16 protein-coding genes are annotated in these 17,265 nt (G+C 39.2%); 13 read left to right on the top strand and 3 right to left on the bottom strand.

The genetic code is table 11. The features are described 5' to 3' along the window. Positions 1-40: 40 nt before the first annotated feature. From J3U73_RS09505 to J3U73_RS09450, 12 genes are all read left to right on the top strand, one after another. A complete protein-coding gene (locus J3U73_RS09505; RefSeq protein WP_267410295.1) occupies positions 41-1,045 on the top strand; it encodes a hypothetical protein in 1,005 nt (334 codons plus the stop codon). 10 nt (positions 1,046-1,055) lie between these two features. Beyond that, positions 1,056-2,576, top strand: coding sequence for an FGGY-family carbohydrate kinase (locus J3U73_RS09500; RefSeq protein ID WP_267410293.1), 1,521 nt, complete (start codon positions 1,056-1,058; stop codon positions 2,574-2,576). Between the two features lie 9 nt (positions 2,577-2,585). Next, positions 2,586-3,464 carry an L-ribulose-5-phosphate 3-epimerase gene (locus J3U73_RS09495; RefSeq protein WP_267410292.1) on the top strand — a complete coding sequence of 293 codons (879 nt, stop codon included), beginning with the start codon at positions 2,586-2,588 and terminating at the stop codon, positions 3,462-3,464. Positions 3,465-3,481: 17 nt separating this feature from the next. Continuing rightward, positions 3,482-4,210, top strand: a complete 729-nt coding sequence (locus tag J3U73_RS09490) for an L-ribulose-5-phosphate 4-epimerase (protein WP_267410290.1) — start codon at positions 3,482-3,484, stop codon at positions 4,208-4,210. Between the two features lie 163 nt (positions 4,211-4,373). Beyond that, positions 4,374-5,612, top strand: coding sequence for an SLAP domain-containing protein (locus J3U73_RS09485; RefSeq protein WP_267394029.1), 1,239 nt, complete (start codon positions 4,374-4,376; stop codon positions 5,610-5,612). 379 nt (positions 5,613-5,991) lie between these two features. Beyond that, positions 5,992-7,287 (top strand): PTS cellobiose transporter subunit IIC, encoded by a 1,296-nt coding sequence (gene celB / locus J3U73_RS09480; RefSeq protein ID WP_267410289.1) that lies wholly within the window; start codon positions 5,992-5,994, stop codon positions 7,285-7,287. Positions 7,288-7,312: 25 nt separating this feature from the next. Further along, positions 7,313-8,023: a MurR/RpiR family transcriptional regulator gene (locus J3U73_RS09475; protein WP_220220468.1), complete on the top strand. Its 711-nt coding sequence runs from the start codon at positions 7,313-7,315 to the stop codon at positions 8,021-8,023. A 248-nt stretch (positions 8,024-8,271) separates the two neighbouring features. Further along, positions 8,272-8,886 carry a Type 1 glutamine amidotransferase-like domain-containing protein gene (locus J3U73_RS09470; protein WP_267410287.1) on the top strand — a complete coding sequence of 205 codons (615 nt, stop codon included), beginning with the start codon at positions 8,272-8,274 and terminating at the stop codon, positions 8,884-8,886. 100 nt (positions 8,887-8,986) lie between these two features. Next, positions 8,987-9,184: a hypothetical protein gene (locus J3U73_RS09465; RefSeq protein ID WP_220220469.1), complete on the top strand. Its 198-nt coding sequence runs from the start codon at positions 8,987-8,989 to the stop codon at positions 9,182-9,184. Between the two features lie 306 nt (positions 9,185-9,490). Then, on the top strand, positions 9,491-11,080 hold the full coding sequence (locus tag J3U73_RS09460; RefSeq protein WP_267410286.1) for an ATP-binding cassette domain-containing protein: 1,590 nt from the start codon (positions 9,491-9,493) through the stop codon (positions 11,078-11,080). Positions 11,081-11,085: 5 nt separating this feature from the next. Continuing rightward, on the top strand, positions 11,086-11,265 hold the full coding sequence (locus J3U73_RS09455; protein ID WP_220268861.1) for a DUF2087 domain-containing protein: 180 nt from the start codon (positions 11,086-11,088) through the stop codon (positions 11,263-11,265). A 94-nt stretch (positions 11,266-11,359) separates the two neighbouring features. Further along, on the top strand, positions 11,360-11,662 hold the full coding sequence (locus J3U73_RS09450) for a MazG-like family protein (protein WP_267410285.1): 303 nt from the start codon (positions 11,360-11,362) through the stop codon (positions 11,660-11,662). Between the two features lie 60 nt (positions 11,663-11,722). On the opposite strand, the gene J3U73_RS09445 is transcribed toward J3U73_RS09450, so the two are convergent. From J3U73_RS09445 to J3U73_RS09435, 3 genes are all read right to left on the bottom strand, one after another. Beyond that, positions 11,723-13,534 (bottom strand): FAD-binding protein, encoded by a 1,812-nt coding sequence (locus J3U73_RS09445; RefSeq protein ID WP_267410284.1) that lies wholly within the window; start codon positions 13,532-13,534, stop codon positions 11,723-11,725. Between the two features lie 65 nt (positions 13,535-13,599). Further along, entirely contained in the window at positions 13,600-15,411 is a 1,812-nt protein-coding gene (locus J3U73_RS09440; RefSeq protein WP_267410283.1) for an FAD-dependent oxidoreductase, read from the bottom strand. A 33-nt stretch (positions 15,412-15,444) separates the two neighbouring features. Continuing rightward, the gene (locus tag J3U73_RS09435) at positions 15,445-16,203 is read right to left on the bottom strand and encodes an SDR family oxidoreductase (protein WP_220268869.1); all 759 of its coding nucleotides are present in this window, start codon (positions 16,201-16,203) and stop codon (positions 15,445-15,447) included. Between the two features lie 124 nt (positions 16,204-16,327). On the opposite strand from J3U73_RS09435, the gene J3U73_RS09430 reads away from it, so the two are divergent. Then, positions 16,328-17,227, top strand: a complete 900-nt coding sequence (locus tag J3U73_RS09430) for a LysR family transcriptional regulator (RefSeq protein WP_220268871.1) — start codon at positions 16,328-16,330, stop codon at positions 17,225-17,227. The last annotated feature ends 38 nt before the right edge of the window (positions 17,228-17,265 follow it).

Genomic DNA, 17,265 nt, shown 5'->3' with positions numbered 1-17,265 from the left:
GGGATTGCTTTTTTTTAAGTTAATTACTTGAGGTAAATAGATGAAATTTAGCAAAATTTTTAGCGACCAGTTGGATCACTGTTATGCAATCATGCGTCTGCAAGCTTTAGACCGTGATTTTATCATTGTCGCTTCGGAAGAAAACCAACCATGTTACGCCTATGATTTGGATAATCACTTTAAAAAAACGACGGTTTGGTCAACTGTTGGCGGCACAATGACTTTAGTGCCGCTACCGGGAAGTCTGAATTTTTTAGCTACACAAAAGTTCTATCCCGGTTTCAATTCCCGGCATTGCCGCATTGTGAAGGAGACCTTTAACGGGACAGGCTGGGACCAAACTGTCATTGGCGAGTTTCCGTATATTCACCGTTTTGACCTGATTCCGCAACCTGAAAGTGGTGCTTACTGGTACGTTGGTTGTTCGATTGCCAACTCCAAAAAATTTACTGATGATTGGTCAGATCCTGGCAAAGTCTGGGTTGGCAATTATGACGATGAGCAAGCAAAAATGACGGATTTACGTGCTTTACCAATTAGAATTACTAAAAATCACGGCTATCACCGCATGGCGGGTTATTCACTAATTACCGGTGCTGAGGGTATCTTCAGACTTGATTATCCCAGCCAAACTAGTGATTGGCACTTGCAGCAGTTAGCACAAAAAGAAACTTCAGATATTGCCGCAGCAGATATTAACGGTGATGGTCAACTGGAATATTTGGCAATTGAAGGCTTTCATGGTTCGCACTTAAGAATGTATGATGCGAATTTTAATTCTGTAGCAACTAGCGAATTTGCAACACCGTTTGGCCACGCAATTTGGGGTGGAGAAATTGCTGGACGTGATTATTTCTTATTCGGCTGGCGTGCAGGAAAGCAGGGCCTTGAATTAATTAAAGATCTTCAGTTAAACGCGACACTGATTGGTGAGCACTTAGGACCAAGTAATGTGACCGTTTTTGCCAAAAATAAGCACCAATATTTATTGTCCGCCAACCGCGAAGCTAATGAAGTAGCGGTTTATCAAATCAGTACTAAATAGGGTGAATAAAATGAATTACTTTTTAACCATTGATAATGGAGGAACTAATACTAAGGCAATCATTATTGATGCACAAGGTCACCAACTAGGCATGGCGTCATTTGGCACTAAGAGACTAACACCTCAGCCTGATTTTCAAGAAATTGCTCTAACTACGCTGTTAACTGATATTGGTCATGTCATTCAAAAGGCCTTGCAAAATGCCCAGATTATGCCCGAGCAAGTTAGTGCGGTAGCTGTTGTTGGACATGGTAAGGGATTATACGTACTCGACCAAAATGGCAAGATTTTTATGAACGGTATTTTGTCAACGGATAGTCGTGCTAAAAAGATTGCGGCAGCGTTAAATCAGCAAGTAGCACGGATTTATCCGCTTAGCCATCAACAAGTTATGGCTAGTCAGGCACCGGTTATTTTGCGCTGGTTAAAAGAAAACCAACCAGAAAAGTATCGACGGATTGGTTATGTTTTATCCAATAAAGATTTTATTCGCTATTTATTAACGGGAAAAATTTACCAGGAATTGGGCGATGCTTCTGGTAATAATCTAGTTAATTTGGATACTGGTTCGTATGATTCGCACCTGTTAGACTTTTTTGGAATACCGGAAATTTATCCTAAACTGCCATCAATTATTCATGCAACAGATTATGCTGGTGAAATTACTGCTGAGGCTGCTCAAGTTACTGGTTTACGGCAAGAAACGCCGGTTTATGGTGGGATGTTTGATATTGATGCTTGTGCCCTGGCAACAGGGGTGTTGGATGAGCAATTATTCAGTATAATTGCTGGTACGTGGAACATGAACATTTTTCCTAGTAAGCAGCAAGCTCCGATTACGGCGGGCTTAATGAATTCAATCTTTCCGACGGGTGAAAATCTCATCGAGGCTTCTAGTCCGACTTCCGCTGGCAACCTTGATTTGATGCTGAAAATGTTGCTAGCAGACGAAAGTCAAAACGCCCAAGCCAATCACAAATCAATCTATAATTATTTGGAAACAATGCTCGAAAACACTGATGCAAATTATGCACAGCTGGTGTTTTTCCCATTTTTATACGGTAGTAACGTTGATCCAAACGCTGAAGGTGCCTTTATGGGGATTCAAAGCTCAACAACGAAGTCAGAAATGATTAGGGCCGTTTATGAAGGAATCTGTTTTGCCCATCATTATCACGTTGATCAGTTGTTAAAGGTTTTAGGGCATCCACCAGTTGCCATTCGCATGTCTGGGGGAGCTTGCAATTCTAAACAATGGGTTCAAATGTTTGCGGATGTTTTAAATTTACCGATTGAGCTCACCGCAGCAACTGAACTTGGTGGGTTAGGTGGCGCAATTGCTTGTGCCGTCGGTTCTGGTGTTTATCCGGATTTTCTGACGGCAGTGAGCAAAATGACCCGGGTAGTTGCGCGCTATGAGCCGCGTGAAGCAGCAACAAAGATATATGAGCAAAAATATCATGTGTACAGGTCCTTATTGCAGGCGCTTGATGGCAATTGGGCTGGATTAAACGACTTAAAAAGGAGTTGAATAGTAATTATGACCGTTAATTCTCTAGGTATTTATGAAAAAGCCCTGCCACAAAACCTATCTTGGCGCGAGACCTTTGAACTCACGCATGAACTGGGCTTTAATTTTTACGAATTTTCCGTTGATGAAAGTGATGAGCGCTTGGCTCGTCTTGACTGGAGCTACGAGGAACGCAGCCGCATGCGCAGCTTAATGTGGCAAACGGGGATGCGGATCAACAACTTAATGTTGTCCGGGCACCGCCGTTTTCCGCTTGGCTCAAAGGATCCTGCTGTCCGGCAAAAGTCTGTGCAGATGCTAGCCAAAGCCGTCGACTTATGCGTTGATTTGGGTATTCACAATATTCAAATGGCCGGCTATGATGTTTATTATGAAGACAAGAGCGCCTTATCGCGCGAATTATACGTTGAAAATCTAACTAAATGCGTTCACCTGGCAGCTAAAAAGAATGTTATGCTATCAATTGAAACCATGGATGACCCGTTTATTAATAACCTGGCCAAAATCAGTCATTATCATGACCTGGTTAAAAGTCCTTGGTTGCAGGCTTATCCTGATTTAGGTAATTTAAGCGCCTGGCCGGAAAACGATGTCCCGGCAGAATTAGAAAACTACATTGACACCATTTGCGCGATTCACTTAAAAGACAGTAAACCAGTAACGGCAACTTCAGAGGGGCAGTTCAAGAACGTGCCTTTTGGTGATGGCTGCGTTGACTTTGCCGGTCTGCTGCGTCTGCTTGTTCGGTTAAACTACAATGGCAGTTTTACCATTGAGATGTGGTCTGGTGATAACGGCGATGAACAGGAAGTGGAAGAAGTCAAAGCTGCCAAAGCTTTCTTTGACCGCCTCTTTGCGCAGGTGGGCATCGAGCAGGAAGCAATTTAAGTAAAGGAGAAGAGCAAATGCTTGAACAATTAAAACAAAAAGTCTATGAGGCGAACATGCAGCTGCCCAGGCTGGATCTAGTCACCTTTACTTGGGGCAATGTCTCTGGCATTGACCGCAAGCAGGGGTTATTTGTTATTAAGCCTTCTGGCGTGCCATATGAAGAACTGACGCCCGAGGATTTGGTCGTGATTAATTTAAAGGGCGAAGTGGTGGAAGGCAGCCGCAATCCGTCAAGCGACACTCCGACACACACATATTTATACAATCATTTTCCTGAAATTGGCGGGATTGTCCACACGCATTCGCCTTGGGCGGTAGCCTTTGCGGCGGCACAAATGGACATTCCGGCACTAAACACGACGCATGCCGATACCTTCTATACTGATGTACCGGCCGCTGATGCTTTGACTAAAGCCGAAATTGAAGAAGACTATGAGGGCAACACTGGTAAGACGATTGTGCGCACCTTTAAAGAGCGCCACCTGGATTATGAAGCAACGCCGGGCTGTTTGGTCAGCCAGCACGGCCCGTTTACTTGGGGTGAAACTGCTGCCAAGGCGGTTTATAATGCAAAAGTCTTAGAAGTGGTAGCTGAGGAAGATTACCACACCTTGCAGTTAACGCGGGCAAGCAGCCACTTGCCGCAATATCTGCTGGATAAGCATTACTACCGCAAGCACGGTAAAAATGCGTATTACGGGCAGGACAATGCACAATCAAAGACACACGCTAAACGAAAATAAGGTAAATTAATAATGCCATGCTTTAACTTGGCATACCATGATAGAAATTGATTAACAATGGAGTAATCCACCAGAGACAGTCTAAGCCGGTAGAACCATCGCTATTAAACTAGCTGTATTATAATAAATAATTAGATTAGTAATTTTATTTTGAGGTACTACTATGAAATTTAATCAAAAATTTATGTTAGGTATCATCGCAAGTACATTGGCCTTTAGTGCAGCTATTATATTAGTAAATCAAAATAGCACCACAGTTGCTGCTGCCACTTCATCTAATAAGTTGAAATTAGCTCATGGTGCATATGTTTATAGCAAGTCTGGCAAACGCATGCGAACATATCGCGGTAGTATGTGGAAGACTCACTTTAAGAAGGGCGCTACGGTTAAATTCACGGGTTCTATTAAACCAATAGAACGTAACAGCAAGCACTTCTTCTTGCTTGATGATGATAATTACCACCAATCTTGGCTGCCATACCGAAAGGTAGGTGGTAACTGTTACTATAATATTGGCAACGGTGGTTATATCAAAGCTGGCAACGTTAAACAAATTGCTGGTAAGCCACTATATATCTCTGAAGCAACAGTTAAAATCTCAAATATGGGACCAACAGAGAAATCGGTTTTTACTGGAACTGGAGACAGTAAAGTGATTCTCAAAGATGGTAAAACCTATAAAGTAGACTACATTTATTCTGACTATGGTGGTAATAACCTACAAAATTATTATCATATAGTAAATATAGATGGCGGTGGATTTGCGACCAGACTTGTTAAAGACAAACCCCGACAAAGATTAGCCACACGAACTAGTTACACGTACGTAGGCTTTATAAGAAAAAGTAATGCTTATACCATTACAAGCATTCTCAATCCTAAATCTAGCGATAACGTTAGAAGTTTCAATAAAAATATAAATGTCCCTATAATTGAGGCTATTTATCTTTGGGTAGCACAAGATCGGAAAGCCGAACTATTTTATAGATTAATGGATGTTTCTACAATGAGTCCAAACGACACCCCTTTAAATCAGCCTGCATATATCAAGGCCGATGATACAAAATACATATCAGGTCCACTATTAACACCGATTAATACAGTTTATGGCGCTGAAGAAGATAGTAAAGTAGCCAATAAATCAGACAGGCAAGTTCTTCAGTCCCTAATTAATCAAGAAAATGTAATTAAAGATACAGATAATTATAAAAATGATAACTATGAAGGCTTTACCTCAACATACAATTATTATCTTAAAAAAGCTAAAGCCATTAACTCTTCACAGGCAGCAAGTATTATTGAAGTTAAACAAGCGGCTTGGCTTTTAAGTCGAGCCCAGCAAAGATTATTAGAAGCAAACGAAGAAAAAGCTATTTCAACTGCTCAGCCAGCTATGTACTAGTTTTGGCTAGAAAGTTCAAAAATAAGATTTGGTAATCTTATTTTTTTACTCCTTTTTCGAACATGTGTTTGCACAAATGGAAAAAGAGTGCTATATTAAATGTAATCTCGAGATTATATTAACTTGTTACAAAAATTATTTTTTAATATCGAAAGGAAATTATTGAAATCTAACAAGATTTTTTAAGAGTTAAACATCTAAAAAGTATATTACTTATTTACCTTCTGAACGAACCCAAATAGAATGCTATTTTAATGTCTTTTTGTCTATTAAAACATGTTTCATAAATTAATTGACTTTTTGAAACAAAATGCTATTATTTAATGTAAGCGATTGCAAATATTAGCAGTCACAAAATAATTTGTAGGAGTAGATAAAAATGGCTGAAAACAATAAGGAGAATTTTCTGAATGAGAAAGTAATTCCCTTTTTTAACCGCATTTCGAGTGCTAGGCACATGGTTGCCTTACGTGACGGGATGACTGCCGCAGTGCCAATGATTATAATTGGTTCTCTTTTTATGATTGTGGGGCAGTTCCCTGTCAAAGGCTATCTGGACTTTATGGCACATATTTTTGGTCCTAACTGGGCGAATGTTGTGCAGTATGTTACTAACGCATCGTTTAATATTATGGGCTTAATTGCTGTTGCTGGGATTTCTTATAGCTTAGCTAAAAGCTACCGCGACATTGATCCTTTTTCGGCGATGATTGTGGCGATTGCTGCCTTTATTTTGACCATTCCACTTCAGGTCGGTAAAGATGGCGGATTGCTGATCCCGTTGAAACAGTTTGACTCATCAGGTCTGTTTACTGCCTTGTTAGTAGGGTTATTTGTAACCGACCTATATGTTTGGTTGATGCATAAAAACCTGGTTTTCAAAATGCCAGATACGGTTCCGCCAGCAGTCAGCAATTCTTTTGCAGCTCTGTTTCCGGGGGCAATTTCCTTATTCGTAGTTTGGCTAATTAGAATTGGTGTTGAAGCGACGCCAATGAAAAGCATCCCTAACGTTATTACCTTCTTCTTGCAAGACCCAATGAGCAAGGTAACCAATACTCTTGGCGGTGCCTTAGTTATTGAACTAGTCATTTGTATCTTGTGGTTCTTCGGTATCCATGGTGCCAACGCAATTTCCGGTATCATTGATCCAATTATGTATGCGGCACTTGCTGCTAATGCTGCTGCAATGAAGGCTCACCAACCATTACCTAACATTATTACGAAAACCTTTTTTGATAACTTTGTTCATATCGGTGGTTGTGGTGCTACTTTGGGCTTTGTCATTTTGATGACTTTTGTTGCCAAAGACCAGGAAATGAAGGCATTAGGAAAACTATCAATTGCTCCAGCCTTTTTCAACATTAATGAACCAGTTATTTTCGGGGTACCAATTGTTTTAAACTACCGCATTATTATTCCATTTATTTTGGCACCAATGGCCAATATAATTGCGACATATTTTGCTATGAAAATGGGCTGGGTAGCTAAGACAATCGGTATTTATCCGCCATGGACAACGCCACCATTTTTATCAGGAATTTTGGCAACGGGTCACATCTCCGGTGGTATAATGCAATTGTTTAACATTGTCATGGATACAACAATTTACTATGGTTTCTTTAAGAGCATGGATCGCGCTAAATTAAAAGTTGAACAAAAAGCGACCGATTAATTAAGATTGAGCTGAAGGTGTAAAGGTGCGCAAAAATAAGAAGCTGACGGCCACGCAGTCACAGATTTACAATTACATCGTGGCTAACAAAGAACAGGTAATAACTATTACCTTACGCGAGCTGGCACAGATTTTACACGTTGCACCAGCTTCTGTTGTGCGCACTCTGACAGCCTTAGGATACAAGCATTACTATGAATTGCAAAGCCAAATTAGGGAAGAGTTAAGTCGAAATAAGGTTGTCGACGACATTACGTATCAAGCACAATATTATTTTTCAGCGAACTTTTTGCCGGATTATGAAGAAAAAATTGAGCAGTTTAAGCAATTTGCCCGTGAAACTAAGGACTTTATCTTTTTCGGAATTGGCACTTCTGGAGATCTATGTGATTATGGCGCACGCCAATTTGTTAACAATGGCCGTAATGCCTTTGCAATCGGTGACCCATATTATCCTATCGAACTTAGTCGTGACTCTTATCAAAATAAAACGGTTATTGTCCTATCTGTCAGTGGTGAAGGACAGCCGACAATTGACCAAGTCAAGCATTTTCGCGAACAGGGTGCTAAGATTGTTAGCATTACTAATGATGAGGATAATACGATTGCCAATCTTTCGGATCTTAATTTTTCCTATCATTTAGAGTTCAAAATTATTGATCGGACAATTAATTTAACTACGCAGGTTCCGGTTGTCTACCTACTTGAGCGGCTATCACGGGCCCTTGCTGGATAACTAATGAAATTAACTAAGCTGATGAATCATTCTGATTTGTCGGCTTTTTATTTTAGCGAGTGCTATTTTTTCAGCGCAATGATATTCTTCAACAGTCATATTTTGATTAGAGACGGGAGTGACAGAGCTACTAATCAATGATATAGTAATAAAAATATTGACTTAATTAGCTATTAAATTGCAGTTAATAAGCCGTCTACTTAAAAATAAAATAGTAAAAGTTAGATTTAACTTCTAAAGGGGATAACATGGAAAAAGTTTTTTTAGCATCATACTTTGCCGGCGTAACCGCACAATTTCAAGATTTTATTAAGAGCAAAGCAATTACCGACCGAGAAATTGTCTTTATCCCAACTGCGGGTAATGTTGAGGATTATACTGACTATATTGATGAAGGACGAGCAGCTTTAGTGGCAATGGGCTATCAAGTTGACGAATTAGATGTTGCTAGTGAAAGCCAAGCTGCAGTAATTGCCAAAATAAAGGCTGCGCAAATAATTTATATTAGCGGCGGCAATACGTTTTATTTATTACAAGAATTAAAGCGCAAGCAGTTATTGCCGGTAATTAATGAGAAAATCAATGCTGGGATACCCTACATTGGCGAATCAGCCGGGGCGATTATTATGGCACCTAACATTGAATATAATAGTTTGATGGACGATACAAGTGTAGCTCCTGATTTAACCGATTACTCTGCTTTAGCACAAACTGATTTTTATACGCTGCCACACTTTGAGGAAGAGCCGTTTGTTGAAGCAGATGAAAAAGTTATTGCTACCTATCAAAATCAAATTAATTTAGTGCCGATTAATAATTCTCAGGCAATTATTAGTGATGGTGAAACCTATCAAATAGTTTAAGTTTAACCTAACTTTCTGCTAAGTTCGTGCACAGATTGCATAAATAGTCCTAAACTAATTTTAGAAGTAAAAGACTTTAAGTGAGGCATGGAGGTGCGTTATGGGCTTTTGGATAATGATTTTGTCTCTTGTCATTGGAATTGCACTGATCGTTATGGCTTTTAAGCGGGACTTTTCAAACACAAAAAATGTTTTACTTTTAAAAGCATCTTTAACAGTCTTAGGTGCCATATTAGTAGTATTTGCAGTTTTTTTGGCTACTCCTTTTGGGGCGGAGATTATTATGGAGCTGACATAGCCAACTTAATATGTTAATATTAAATTAATGTATTAATTATATTTTAAGGGGGGTCATGGTATTGACTCCTTTTTTGTCTATTAAAAATCTGTGTTATTTAGACCTTTTTCCTGGGCGAAAAAGCTTGAATTGGGCAAATATTACTTGTGCGTGATTTTTTATGTAATTTAATATACTTATATGACAAAGCTATTTGTTTTATTGATTAGATAATGCTAAAATTTGTTTATTTTAAAATGTGAATATTATTAAAAAACTGTAGAGTCTACAAGCACTCTAATAATAACTCAGAAAGGTTGGGACAATATGGAAACTTCTTTAAAGTTTGCACCAAAATGGAAGCTAATTATATATATGCTTTTTGCGGTTATTAGTGCACTAGGAAATGTAGTCATTGCTTATGTGACTAAGATCATGCTGAATGCAGCGCAAAATCATCAGGGAAACATTTACAGTTTGGTAAAAATCGCTGGTATAGGCTCATTGGCAATTGTCATGATTATGCTGTCCAACTTTGCATACCGTTACGTGAAGTGCGAGATTATTAAAGATATCAATATTTATTTGAAAGAAAAAACGATAGGATACTTAATCGATCAGCGCAGTGATTCACAAAAAGACGGCTTAAGTTTCATGACTAATGACCTTAAGCAAATTGAGACGGCAAAGACGTCTAATGAGCTCATGATTATCTCGGAATTGATTGCTTTTTTGCTCTCTTTAGCTGTAGGAATAATCAATTCGTGGGTATTAACAATGGTTTTTATGGTAGCAACTTTGGTCCCCGGCTTAGTTCAAAGAGCTTTCACCAAAAAAATTCAAGATAAATCTGAAGTCTGGGAAGCAAAGAATGCTTCGTACACGCAGAGCGTTAACGATGGTTTGAATGGAGCACAAACGGTTGACTTATATGATGCGCAGAAGCCAACGGTTTTAAAGGTTGTTAGTAGTGCGAAAAAGATGGAAAAAGCTTTGATGTCACTAAACTTTACTCAAGCATCGGCAGGAGAAGTCATCATGACTTTTGCTGATATTTTTAGTTTCATACTGCCGTTTCTTGTTGGTGCAGTCTTGATGTTTCAAGGACAAATTGGTGCTGGTACGTTGGTCATGATAGTCCAGTTATCAAATGAATTTATTAATCCAATTGTGAATATTTTTCAACAGCTTAATCAAATCAAGTCAACTAAACCGATGTGGGACAAGGTTGAAAAAGCACTGCGTTTTTCAAGTAGTAAAGCACAACAGGTAAGTGGAGGTACTTTTACTGGATTACAAGTCGAAGATGCATCATATAGTCAAAATGGCCACCAAATTTTGACAGATCTGTCTTTAACGATTGCTCCTAATGAAAAAATCCTGTTGATGGCTCCAAGTGGCTGGGGGAAAACGACAGTATTAAACCTGATGCTAGGCAAAATCAAGCCGGATAAAGGAAATGTATATATTAATCAAAAAAACGTGACAGGAAACTGGAATATGGCGCACGATAACTTCAGTTACGTTAACCAAAAGCCGTTTATTTTTGACGATACTATCAAATTTAACATTTCTTTAGGACGCGAGGCTACAGACAATGAACTAGCATATGCGGTAAAATCAGCAGGACTTACTGATTTAATTTCAGAGAAAGGTTGGAACTATCAAGTGGGCGAAAAGGGCGTCAACTTATCGGGCGGTCAAATTCAACGAATTGAGATTGCTCGTGCATTGCTGTCTGAGCGACCAATTCTTCTAGCGGATGAGGCTACCAGTGCCCTTGACCCTGAGTTATCTCTTGAAATTCACAAGACTTTGCTAAAGCAGCCAAACTTGGCCGTAATTGAAGTAGCCCATAAAATCTCTGAGGAAGAAAAAGCGATGTTTGATCAAATTATCAAACTGAATAAGAGGTGATGAATGTGGAAAAAGATGAAGTACTTGAACGATATTTGGATGCTAACGGGGTGGTTAAAGTTTGGCCAAGCAAGGCTAAAAATAGATTAGTAATTTTAGAATACTTAGCTTCTAAGTTTCAATCGGGAAAACAGTATTCGGAGCAGGAAGTTAATTTAATTTTGATGAAGTACCTTGATGACTAGGTCACACGAAGACGTGATTTAATTAAGTACCTTTTTTAAACCAAACTGATGATGGCCGGTTTAATTGGGTTAATTTGCAAAAAAGGAGTAAATCGTGATTCTTGATACGGAAAAATTACAAAAACGGGTAATAGAAAACAAGAAAAAGCATGGCTTTAATACCACTGACATCAAGTTTGAGCTGCTTTTATTGTATGGAGAGGTCAATGAACTTTTTCAAGCCTGGCTGAAACAAGACAGAGATAATATCAGAGAAGAATTGGCCGATGTCGCTATTTTTCTTATGGGCATTGCCGAAATGCTAGGCAGCGATTTAGGGACGGATATTGTTGCAAAGATGAAGATTAATGAAAAACGCGTTTATGATAAAAATGGGACTAAGAGCTTGAAAAAGTGATTACAAGTAAAAATGACAGTCAGTATCATAATACAGGCTGTCATTTTTATATCTAAAAGATTACTTAATCTTAGCAAGTGCATCATTTACGGCACTTTTAATGGCATTGGAAGTTAACGAAGCACCTGAAACTGCATCGACATCAGTTGAGTTTGCCTTCACTATATTGTTGAGCAAAGGACGAATGATTTTTTGACCTATTTCTTTAGTCTCACTTTGTTTAACCACTTCAATCTTCTCAATCTTGCTTTTATTGTCATTCACGGTAACTTTAACAACAAACTCATTGCCCATGCCTTGGTCGCTTTTACCAAGATATTGATTAGCATTGGCGTGATAATCAACCGGCTTTTCGTCACTCATTAAAAATTCTTTTGCTAGAGGTGAAATGCTGCTGACAAGATCGTTGTCTTCGCGCGCAACATTTTCACCGGCAATTTTACCAAAAATAAGCAGTTCTGCGACATCTTGACCAGCTTGATATTGATTAGTGATGATGCTTCCGGCTTCGCCAGCACCATACAGCCCTTTAATGGCTGAACCATCTGATCGCAGAATTTCGGCTTTTTCATTTCTGCGCGGGCCGCCTTGAGTATTTAGTGCCGCTGGTTGCAACCTGATTGCATAAATTTTGCCATCATCAAGCGAAGTCATAGTTTCGCCTTTCCTGCCGAACGGGTAATCTTTACCTAACTTTGCAAGTTCATTAAAATCACGGACTGTCTGCTTAAAGGTAGCAACGTCAAATTTCAACTTATCAGCTAGTTGAGAAACAGAAGCAGCACTGATTGCCGTCTTTAGCGCATTTTGCAAGGCAGGATCCTGGATCTGCTCTAATTGCTTTCTTTGCTTTTCGTCAAAAATTATCCAGGACTGTGTAGTCAGGTATGGGTGTCTGCCAAAACCATGAATAAAGAGATAGCCTGCCTTAGAGTGCTGGTCCTCAGGGAAGTAACGCGTACCATCATTACCCACCACAAAAATACTGCCAGTATAAAGTTGCGGCCATGTGAAAGACAAGATGCCACGTTCACCGTCAGTAACGGCATAAGTCAAGCCGTGGTAAAGGCCACCGCCGTTAAAGATGCCCGTATGCCACTGATCAGCGCCAGCTTCGGTGCTCAACTTAATTGCATCGCCTTTATTATAGAGCGTACCCATTGGCACCATCTTTGGAACTCCTAAAAAGTCTTGAATGCGCTTGGGGTCATTTTCAAATCCACCAGCAGTAAGAACTACGCCTTTTTTAGCATGAACATAAATATCATGTTTTTTTCTTTTAATCACAGCCCCCACAACTCTTCCGCTGGAATTTTGCAGTAAATGAACAGCGGGGGAATCATACCAAACAGTAATGCGGTCAAGACGTTTCAGCACTTCATTTCTAACAGCTTTCCATAAAGCACCGTCTTCGATTTGCTTACCATCATGAACCGTATACATATCATATTCAGAAGCTCCTGGGTAATCCGGATAATCAGGGAAATCATTGATAACCGACTGCACAACCGGGCTTGATTTATGGTCTAAGAAACTAAAAGGTTTAGCGCTTAAGTATTTCACTAAATAATCCTGCATGTTGGCAACGCCGTCAACAAAAGTGTCAATGACTTTTTCATCGAGCTCAAAGGGTGCAGTCATCTGCGAATAATATTTTTTATATGAATCCCTGTTTTTTGTACCGGCAATCATTTGGCCGCAATAGCGTGTGTTGCCACCTTCATGCCCTGCTGGAGCAACATCGGTTAATAGAACACGGCAATTTTTATCTGCGGCAAATCTTGCGGCCGTAGCACCGGCTCCGCCAAAGCCAATTACAATAACGTCATATTCATCTTGCCACTTAAAATTTTTAATTTGCGAAGTTAACATTTTTAGTTTCCTTTTTTGTAAATATAAAAAGCATCCCCAAATAGGGACACCTTTTGCCTGAATTTTTATTCTAACCCTAAAATCGACTTTGCTGCACGGCGTCCCTGATGAACAATACCGCCGATTGCTGTACCAGAGCCTGGATAGTATGAACCAATCCAGCCGCCAGCATTGAGTCCCGCAGCGTAGAGTCCATTAATTGGCTGGTTATATACATCAAGTACGTTGCACTTTTGGTTGATTTTTAAGCCACCAATTGCGCCAAGGTTGCCCGGCGTATTGCGATAAGCAAAGTATGGGCCGGAAAACGGCTCAACGCCAACAGTTCTTTCGTATTCTGGGTCTGTACCCTCTGCGGCATTTTTATTCCAAGTATTAACACTATTAACAAGGTTTTCTACCGGAATATTAATTTTTTGTGCTAAGTCGGCGATAGTATCCGCTTTAATTACCAATCCGTTTTTTACATCATTTGCCAGAGATTCTTCATTCCACGGACTGGAGCTACCCGATATAGAACTTTTACCAAAAATTTGATAAGTTGGTTTATCCAACAACTTTTCTTGGTTAAAAATAGCTCTGAATTCATAAGCATAAGTAGCATCCTCGTTGACGAATCTTAAACCATTACCATTGACAAAAATTGAAGGGATGGTGGGAACTCGATCATCAGTACCATTTCCTGTGCGGGCATCAAAGTCAATTGTGCCACCAAAGCCAGTAACTGCTGCACCAACAGACATGCCCATCACGATGCCGTCACCACGGTCTGTAGAAACAGACCAGCAATGATGAGCTTTAACGTCTTCGTAATGCTGTGGGCTCAGGTCTTTAGCCAGAGCCAAGTTCTGGTCAATTGAAGCTGTAGCCAAAATGACGCCTTGACGAGCTTTCAAGTATTTAAGCTGGCGGTCTTTGCCCTCGATAACGACACCGCAAACTTTGCGCTGACTATCATCAGTGTTAATTAAGCCCACTGCTGCAGTATTATAAGTGATTTTTGCCCCGAGATTTAAAGCGTATTTCAGAAGATGCTGTGTCAAAATGATGCCATTACCGCTCATGCCGCCACCTTCGTAAACGTGGATACGATCGGCAAAATAATCTTTAGCATATGGGATTTCCGTATGACCATAAACATTGTTCCACTTAATACCCATTTTTGCTAGCCAGTCAATGTTCTTGGGTGAATTTTGCGTAAAATCATGAACTAATTCTTGATAAACGCGACCTTCACCGGCCTTCATATATTCTTTTTCATGATTTTCGGGACAGTCAGTTTGGAACTTAGTGGTTTCTTTTTGTAAATCAGTTCCAGCTGCTTGAATGACACCGCCGGAATAGTTAGTGGTGCCACCGGCGATACCTTGCTTTTCAATGATCATAACAGAAGCATTGTTTTCAGCAGCGGTTGCAGCAGCAGACAGACCTGCTCCACCTGAGCCAACAACAATCAGGTCGTATTCACCGGCGTAGTCATCTACATCATAATCAAACATTTTTTCTTTGATTAATGGATAGTTTGCGGGTTTACGAACTCCGCTATCTTTTTCTTTTGTGTGCGAGTCTGCTTGAGAAGCACCACTGACAGTATCCATGCTGTTTTTAATTGCAATCGCGCCAGATTTTTGTACGGCTTCAATTGCAGCTTTTCGCAATGCACCTGTGGAAATGGAAGCACCGGAAATAGCATCAACCTCAACTGATTTTTGGTTGTTAGCCTCTTTTAGCCAATTATCAATTCCGGCTGCACCAACCGTATTCGGGGTTACGTTTTCTGCCCAAATTTGGTTAATTTCGCCATTATTTTTGTTAATATCAACCACAGCTTTAATTACGCCGTGAAATCCTTTTGCTTCAGCACTATATTGTGTCATAATTTATGCTCCTTTCTAAATGCATTCTTAATATTACTGCGCAATCACGCCACCATCAATTACAAATTCTGCACCTGTAGCATAAGAAGATTCATCTGAACCAAGAAATACACAGATTCCAGCAATGTCCTTGGGTTCGCCTATACGACCAGCTGGAATTGTAGGAGTGATTTGATTCCAAATATCTTTCGGTAAAATTCTGGTTTTAACGTAACCAGGATGAACTGAATTAACTCTGACATTATTCTTTAAAGTACCAGCGTCAAGAGCAGCTGATTTAGTCATTAATCTGACACCACCCTTAGATGCATTATAGGCAGCTGCAGTGGAATAACCAACAAAACCTTCAATTGATGAAATATTAATTATTGAACCACCACGTCCCTCTTTCTCCATTTCAGCCATCCCATGCTTGATGCCTAAAAAAGTACCAGTTAAGTTGACACCGATAATTTCGTCCCAATTTTCTTTTGATTCTCTATCAATAGTTTGCGGGCCAAAACCTTCTTTATCGCCAATCCCGGCATCATTTACAACAATATCTAAATGCCCGTATTTAGCGACTGTGTCTTTAACAACTTTTATCCAGTTATCTTCATCTTTAACCTGAAGTTTCATATAATCTGCATCTGCAGGATTTTCATTTAGAAATTCTAAACATTCTTCATCTTTGAAACGTGCACCGATAACTACCCTAGCACCTTCCTTGACGAATTCTTTAGCAATTGCCAAGCCAATACCACAAGTACCGCCCGAAATTATAGCTACTTTTCCTTCAAGTCTTTTATTCATTATAATAACCTCCAGTTATTGATTGTATATGGTTTATATGCTATATATTATTAAAGAAAGCGCTTAAAGTAAAAGAACACAAAGTTATAATAAATAACGAAATGGAATAAAAGGATGATAACTTATGAAAATTGAACATTTACGAGTTTTTGTTGATTTATCCAAGACACTTAATTTTACGAAGACAGCTAAATTAATAGGTATAACGCAGCCAGCAGTTTCTAAGATAATTGACTCTTTAGAAAGAGAACTAAAGGTAAAGTTGATAATAAGAAATAATAAACAAGTTAAATTTACTACGGATGGTCGGCTATTCGCTGAACAAGTAAGTACGATTTTGATTGCTTATGATAATGCAGTTACTCAAGTCAGAAATTCATATCAGCAACACTTTGATAGTCTCAGAATCGGGTATACGGGAACGCCATATGAAATAAAGCGTATTCCAGAATTAATTCATGAATTTAAAGAAAAAAATAAGAAAATTCATGTCTATATTCAAAACGTTCAGCATAATGAACTTCATAGAGGTTTAAAAGATGGCAACATTGATCTAATATTTACTACTAAGGATGATATAGCTGATGATAATAATATTGATTTCACACCAATTGGCCGGGGCAATTTTAAGGCATTAATTCCTAGTGACTTTGATATTGAAGGGAGAAATATCAAACTGGCAAAATTGGATGGCTATCCTTTAATCTTAATGGATGATAGCAACAGTGGTCCTGAGCTAATCAAATTACAAAATGAAGCTATTAAGGTTTGCAAAGAATCAAGATTTATAAGGGCAAATAATATCCAGTCGGCAATGATTATGGTTCAATCAGGGTTGGGAATTTGCTTCTTACCTAAGCATATATACAATGACAGATTGCACTTTGTGCATGCGGTAAGTTTGAATTATTCGAAAACTATATATTATGGCATTGCATATATGAAAGAGGGTAATAGCGAAGCTCTGAATAAGTTTATTGAACTAATTCATAGTAGTTTTAAAAAAATTAGCAAAAGTTTTTAAGTGTGTCTGTAACCTTATACAAATAGATGTTTGGCATA

The organism is Lactobacillus sp. B4005 (assembly GCF_026536045.1).
Classification (GTDB): domain Bacteria; phylum Bacillota; class Bacilli; order Lactobacillales; family Lactobacillaceae; genus Lactobacillus; species Lactobacillus panisapium.
This window is presented reverse-complemented; position numbering and strand designations above follow the sequence as displayed.